6 protein-coding genes are annotated in these 5,882 nt (G+C 49.2%); all 6 read right to left on the bottom strand.

The features are described 5' to 3' along the window. Window positions 1-567: LUD domain-containing protein (locus AC1DUA_RS19985; protein WP_477501440.1), on the bottom strand; the 567-nt coding region annotated here is incomplete at its 3' end. Beyond that, the gene (locus AC1DUA_RS19980; protein ID WP_477501439.1) at window positions 554-1,297 is read right to left on the bottom strand and encodes a (Fe-S)-binding protein; all 744 of its coding nucleotides are present in this window, start codon (window positions 1,295-1,297) and stop codon (window positions 554-556) included. The genes AC1DUA_RS19980 and AC1DUA_RS19985, both read right to left, overlap by 14 nt. A gap of 112 nt (window positions 1,298-1,409) precedes the next feature. Continuing rightward, on the bottom strand, window positions 1,410-2,177 hold the full coding sequence (locus AC1DUA_RS19975) for a DeoR/GlpR family DNA-binding transcription regulator (RefSeq protein ID WP_477501438.1): 768 nt from the start codon (window positions 2,175-2,177) through the stop codon (window positions 1,410-1,412). Between the two features lie 9 nt (window positions 2,178-2,186). Continuing rightward, window positions 2,187-3,689 (bottom strand): rhamnulokinase, encoded by a 1,503-nt coding sequence (gene rhaB / locus AC1DUA_RS19970; protein ID WP_477501441.1) that lies wholly within the window; start codon window positions 3,687-3,689, stop codon window positions 2,187-2,189. Next, window positions 3,683-4,903, bottom strand: a complete 1,221-nt coding sequence (rhaI, locus tag AC1DUA_RS19965; protein WP_477501437.1) for an L-rhamnose isomerase — start codon at window positions 4,901-4,903, stop codon at window positions 3,683-3,685. Before rhaI ends, rhaB begins: the two co-directional genes overlap by 7 nt. A 40-nt stretch (window positions 4,904-4,943) precedes the next feature. Further along, the coding region (locus AC1DUA_RS19960; RefSeq protein WP_477501436.1) for an SDR family oxidoreductase at window positions 4,944-5,882 on the bottom strand (939 nt) is incomplete at its 5' end.

The raw sequence follows: 5,882 nt of genomic DNA, 5'->3' as shown, positions 1-5,882 counted from the left end.
GCGCACGTATCCGGCCAGAATTCCCGTATCAGGTTCCAGCTTCTCCCCTGCGTCTTCGGACAGCAGATCCGCGATCTGGTACCGGTTTTTGTGAATCGCCGGGATAATGATATGCGAAGGTGTTTCGCCGGCTAGCTGAATGATATATTCCCCAAGGTCTGTCTCAATCGCTTCTACGCCGATTTGCTCAAGCGCACGGTTGATGTGCAGCTCCTCGGAAACCATCGACTTGGACTTCACGGCACTTTTGGCCTTCTTGTGCTTGGCAATCTGCATCGTTAGCTTAACCGCATCAGCCGCATCGGYAGCGAAATGAACGTGCACCCCTTGTGCCCTTGCATTTTCAACAAATTTGCCAAGATAGTAGTCGAGGTGAGCAATCGTATGCAGTCGAATTTCTCGTCCGCGATCACGCCACTCTTCCCAATTGCCATGTTCGGCAGTCGCAGCCAGCTTGCCGTTCTTCAATCGTTCCGTCGTGAATTTCACCGCATTGCGCAAAAAGTCATTGTTCAGCGCAATCTTGGATCTATCCTTCACCGTCCCGCTAGGTTTATGCTCGCTCATGGGCAAGTTTCACTCCCTCAGCTAATAATTCCGCCAGATGCATCACCTTGACAGGCTTTCCTCGAAACGACAAATTACCGGCAATATTCATTAAACAGCCCATGTCGAGCCCAACGAGCACTTCGGCTTCCGTCTCCAGCACGTGATCGGATTTCTCAGAGACCATCGCCCCGGAAATATCACACATTTTCACCGCAAATGTACCGCCAAAACCACAGCAATCCTCCGCATGAGGAAGCGGCAGCAGCTCCATGCCGCGAACATTTTGCATCAGCTGCATCGGTTCAGCCTTAACCCCCAGCAGTCGGCTGCCGTGGCAAGATGGATGATAGGTCACTTTATGCGGGAATACAGCTCCTACATCCGTAACTCCTAACACTTGCACGAGAAATTGTGTGAATTCATAGGTTTTCTCAACAAGCCGATTAGCGCGGGCTAGATTCACAGGATCATTTTCAAAAAGCTTCGGATAATAATGGTGAATCATACTTGTGCAGGAACCCGAAGGTGAAATGACAAAATCGCTGTCTTCAAAAGCCGCCAGCAGGGTCATTGCAGAGCCTCGCGCCTCATCCCAATAACCGCTATTGAACGCGGGCTGGCCGCAGCAGGTTTGCATCGCCGGGAAGTCTAGCTTGACTCCGTATTTTGCAAGTAAATGAACGATAGACTCGCCAACCTTGGGATAGACAAGATCGCTGAGGCACGTAATGAACATCGATACTTTCATGTTGCAGCTGACTCCCTTCCTGCATCGTTCCCCCCACAGAGGCAGGTGGCTATACAAAAAACCATCCTCAGTACGAAAGAGAACATACTGGAGATGGAAGGAACAATGTCTTTTACTCTTTATCTAATTGGATGACGTGAACACCTTTTTCCCGAATGCGGTCCACATCCTCCTTATTGGTTTGTCCGTCTGTGATCACATGTTTAATTTCTGGCCACGCCGCGACTTGCGTCAAAGACTGCATCCCGAACTTGCTGTGATCGGCTAGCAGATACGTTTCATCAGCGATAGAAATCATCTTGCGCTTAATAAGCGCCTGAAGCTCATTGGACTCACTGATGCCGCGTTGAATATGAACCCCTTTGCAAGACAGGAAAAGCTTATGGACGTGGTACATGTCAAGCGATCTCTCTGCTAGTGGTCCTACATAGGACAACGACTTTGGCGAGAGAAGTCCGCCAGTTGATATCACTTGGATCTTCTCCTTGCCGCTAACCTCAAGCGCGACTTTCATCGAATTCGTAAGGATGGTTAGCTGCATATCCGGAATCAATTTGGCCATATACCAAGCCGTTGTGCTGGCATCCAAAATAATCCGGTCCCCTTCGCGAATGTGCGATACCGCTTCCTTCGCGATAGCGTTCTTGAAATCGGCATGCGCCGTTTCCCTTTCCAGGAAAGGTACTTCCGACTGCGCTTCCTTCACGCTTACCGCACCGCCATGACTGCGCATCAGCTTGCCTTCGCTTTCTAACCGATCCAAATCTCTTCGAATCGTCTCTTCCGTCACTTGACACAACTCGCTGAGCTCTGTCACACGAATACTTCCTCTTTCATTCACTAACTGAACGATTCTCTGCCATCTTTCCGCTACCAGCATCGTCTTCCCTCATTTCATCCTCGATCGGGACGCCACCTGACAAAATGTTGCATACGCTGCCTGCCAACCCGCAGCATCCTCGGGGATGTACGTTTTGACTGGGAACGAATTCCGAATCAGCTTCCTGGCTTCGCGCAAATTCGCGATATACCCTAATGCTATCCATTGTACTACAAGGTTTCCCAAGGCACTACCCTCGACAGGACCTGCCCAAACCTCGCGCCCTGTAGCGCTCGCAGTGAATTGACAGAGCAGCTCATTCTGAATGCCGCCGCCAACAATGTGAAGCCCAGGGTAAGTAACCCCCGTAAGCTGCTCGGTCCATTCCAGAACAAACCGATATTTAAGCGCTAGGCTTTCGAGAATGCAGCGTGCGATTTCACCTTCGGATTGCGGGACAACCTGCTGTGTATCCAGGCAATACTGCTGAATTTGCTTCGGCATATGCAACGGATTAAGAAACATGTCGTCATCTGGATCGATGAATGATTGGAAAGGCTTCGCCTGCTCAGCAAGCTTGACGAGAGCGGCAAAGCTGAGGTTTTTGCCTTCTTTATCCCACGTCCGTTTGCACTCCTGAATCAACCACAGTCCCATGATGTTCTTCAGCAAACGATTCGTGCCGTACACGCCGCCTTCGTTCGTGAAATTCCAAGCTAAGGCCTGTTCTGTTAAGACAGGTTCCATCGTTTCTGTCCCAAGCAAGGACCAAGTCCCACAGCTCAGGAAAGCAAAATGATCGTCCAGCGCAGGAACGGCAACCACGGCAGAAGCCGTATCATGCTCGCCTACGGCAATGACTGGAATCGAAGCAACGTCAAGATCCGTGCAGATATCTTCAGTTAATGAACCTACCCGTGTACCTGATGGTACGGGATTCAGCAACAAGCTGGCTGGAAGTTCAAGCTGTTCAAGAAGCTCAACATCCCACGTCTTCGTTGTCGCATTCACGAGCTGTGTGGTCGTAGCGTTCGTGTACTCACTATGTTTTTCCCCAGTTAGAAAATAACGAAGCAAATCTGGAATCATCAACAGCGTTTCAGCACGTTCCAGCAGTTCTGGATTTCTTTCTTTGATAGCGGCGAGTTGAAAAATCGAGTTGAATTGCAAGAACTGTAGCCCAGTTTTGGCATAAAGCTTTTCGCGTCCTACTTTTGCGAACACCTTATCCATCGCATGGTCAGTCTGATGATCACGATAATGATAAGGATTGCCTAGCAGCTCGCCGTTCTTGGATAGCAGACCGAAATCTACCGCCCAGGAATCGATCGCCAAGCTCTCGATATCTGTGTAACCTAGCTGCTTCGTCTGTAAAATACCTTGTTTCAACTCATGAAACAAGCGTAGAATGTCCCAGTGAAGATGGTTGCCCACCTTCACTGGATCATTGGGAAAGCGGTGAATTTCCTCGATCGTCACTTGGCCCGCTTCAGAATCAAGGCGTCCGACGATCGCTCTGCCGCTGCTTGCTCCCAAATCAAAGGCCAGAACGCTTGAGGGTTTACTCACCAGCTCGCACCGCCTTTGCCACGCACGTTAATGCTTTCGTCGTAGCCGCTTTCTAAGTAAGCTTTCATCGGATCAACCGGCACGCCGATTTCTTCACGAACCGCTTGAAGCAGAGGCGTGACGTCGAATTCGAACGCTTTACGAACCGCGTCTTCAGCTCCAAGAACGTCTTGACGTTCTTGAGCGTCTCTCACTTCATCAAGGTTGATGAGCAGAGCTTTGGCATATTGTGTTTGAACGTTCAGCACGGAGCGCAGCATCGCAGGAATTTTACGCTCAATATTATGGCTTTGATCAATCATGTACGCAATGTTATTTGCAGCCTGACGGATTTGCGGGTTTTTATCGTTCGCCGCATCAATGATTTGGTAGAAAATCAGGAATAATTCGTATGGATTCACGGAGCCTACGATCAAATCGTCATCCCCATATTTGCGGGAATTGAAGTGGAAGCCGCCGAGTTTATTTTCATCTAACAAATAGGTCACGATGTGCTCAATGTTGGTGCCTTGCGGGTGGTGACCTGTGTCTACAAGCACTTCTGCTTGAGGACCCAATTTGTTCGCCATGTTGAACGCCATGCCCCAATCCGCCAAATCTGTGTGGTAGAAGGCAGGCTCATAGAATTTGTATTCAATCAGCATGCGCATGTTAGGCGACATGGCATTGTACATCTCTTTGAGCGACTCATACATCCAAGTTTTGCGAGCGCGAATGTCAACTTGACCTGGGTAGTTGGAACCGTCTGCGAACCAGAGACTCAGCACATCAGAGCCAACGGTTTTGGCGATATCCACGCACTCCAGCAAATGATCTGTCGCTTTGCGGCGAATCGCTGCGTTCGAATTCGTCACACTTCCGAAGATATAATCATCTTCCTGGAAAAGGTTGGGATTCACCGCACCGATGGAAACACCCAAATCAGCGGCATGCTGCTTCAACTTCGCGTAATCATCCACTTTATCCCAAGGAATGTGAATCGCTACCGACGGGCAAACACCCGTCAGTTTATGAACCTGAGCAGCATCCTCGAATTTCTCGAAAGGAGTACGCGGCACACCATTTTGCTTATACACTTTGAAGCGAGTTCCAGAATCCCCATAACCCCATGATGGAGTTTCTACTTTGAGGGCCTTCAGCTTGGCTTTTACAGTTGCCAGATCAATACCTCTACTTGCTTGCTGCTCTTCAAACAGTGCATATGCTTTATCACTCATTGGATAATAGCCTCCTTATGGATAATGGATATGGTACGGATTAGCGGGTGAATGCTGCTGGAACGCCACCGTCAACGGTAATCATGCAGCCTGTCGTTTTCTCAGCTTTGGAAGATGAGAAGTACACGATGGCTTCCGCAACGTCTTTCGGGAAAATGTTAACAAGCAATGTTGTTCTTTTGCGGTAGTGCTCTTCCAGTTGATCCGGTTCAATGCCGTAAGCCGCTGCGCGCTCATTGCGCCAGTTGGAATTCCAAATCGCTGAACCTTGGAGAATCGCATCCGGCAATACGGAATTCACGCGAATACCGTATTCGCCGCCTTCAGCTGCGATACAGCGCGCCAAGTGAATTTCAGCAGCTTTCGCTGTTGAGTAAGCAGAGGCATTTTTACCTGCAAATACCGAGTTTTTGGAGCCGACGAATACCATGCTGCCGCCAACACTTTGCTTTTTCATAATTTTAAAAGCTTCTCTAGCTACCAAGAAATATCCTGTGCTGAGAACGTTCATGTTCAGATTCCACTCTTTAAGGGACGTTTCATCAAAAGGACTTGACGTCGCAAGACCAGCGTTATTCACGATCACATCGATACCGCCGTAGCTAAGGATCGAATCGCGGTAAGCCGCTTCCACATCTTCTTCCTTCGTTACATCCATTTTCACAGCAATAGCTCTGTTCTCGCCGTATTGCTCGTTCAGCTCAGCCGCTAATTTCTGTGCGCCTTCCAAATTCAAGTCAGCCAGCACAACATGTGCGCCTTCTTTGAGGAATTGACGAGCTGTTACGCTGCCGATTCCGCCTGCGCCGCCAGTGATGAAAGCAATTTTGCGAGAGAATTCCGCTTCTGCAGGAGCAAGTGTCAATTTATATAATTCTAATGGCCAGTATTCCACATTGTAAGACTCATTCTCGCTCAAGGAAACGAAAGTTCCAAGTGCAGTTGCGCCTCTCATAACGGAGATTGCACGGTGGTAAAG

The organism is Paenibacillus sp. 01T422, assembly GCF_056398785.1.
Note: the sequence above shows the minus strand (reverse complement) of the source record. Positions and strands in the feature narration are given on the sequence as shown.

Excerpts from the sequence above, each read along its gene's own strand:
- rhaI (WP_477501437.1), bottom strand. The coding sequence starts at position 4,903 with ATGAGTGATAAAGCATATGCACTGTTTGAAGAGCAGCAAGCAAGTAGA.
- AC1DUA_RS19975 (WP_477501438.1), bottom strand. The coding sequence starts at position 2,177 with ATGCTGGTAGCGGAAAGATGGCAGAGAATCGTTCAGTTAGTGAATGAA.
- AC1DUA_RS19980 (WP_477501439.1), bottom strand. The coding sequence starts at position 1,297 with ATGAAAGTATCGATGTTCATTACGTGCCTCAGCGATCTTGTCTATCCC.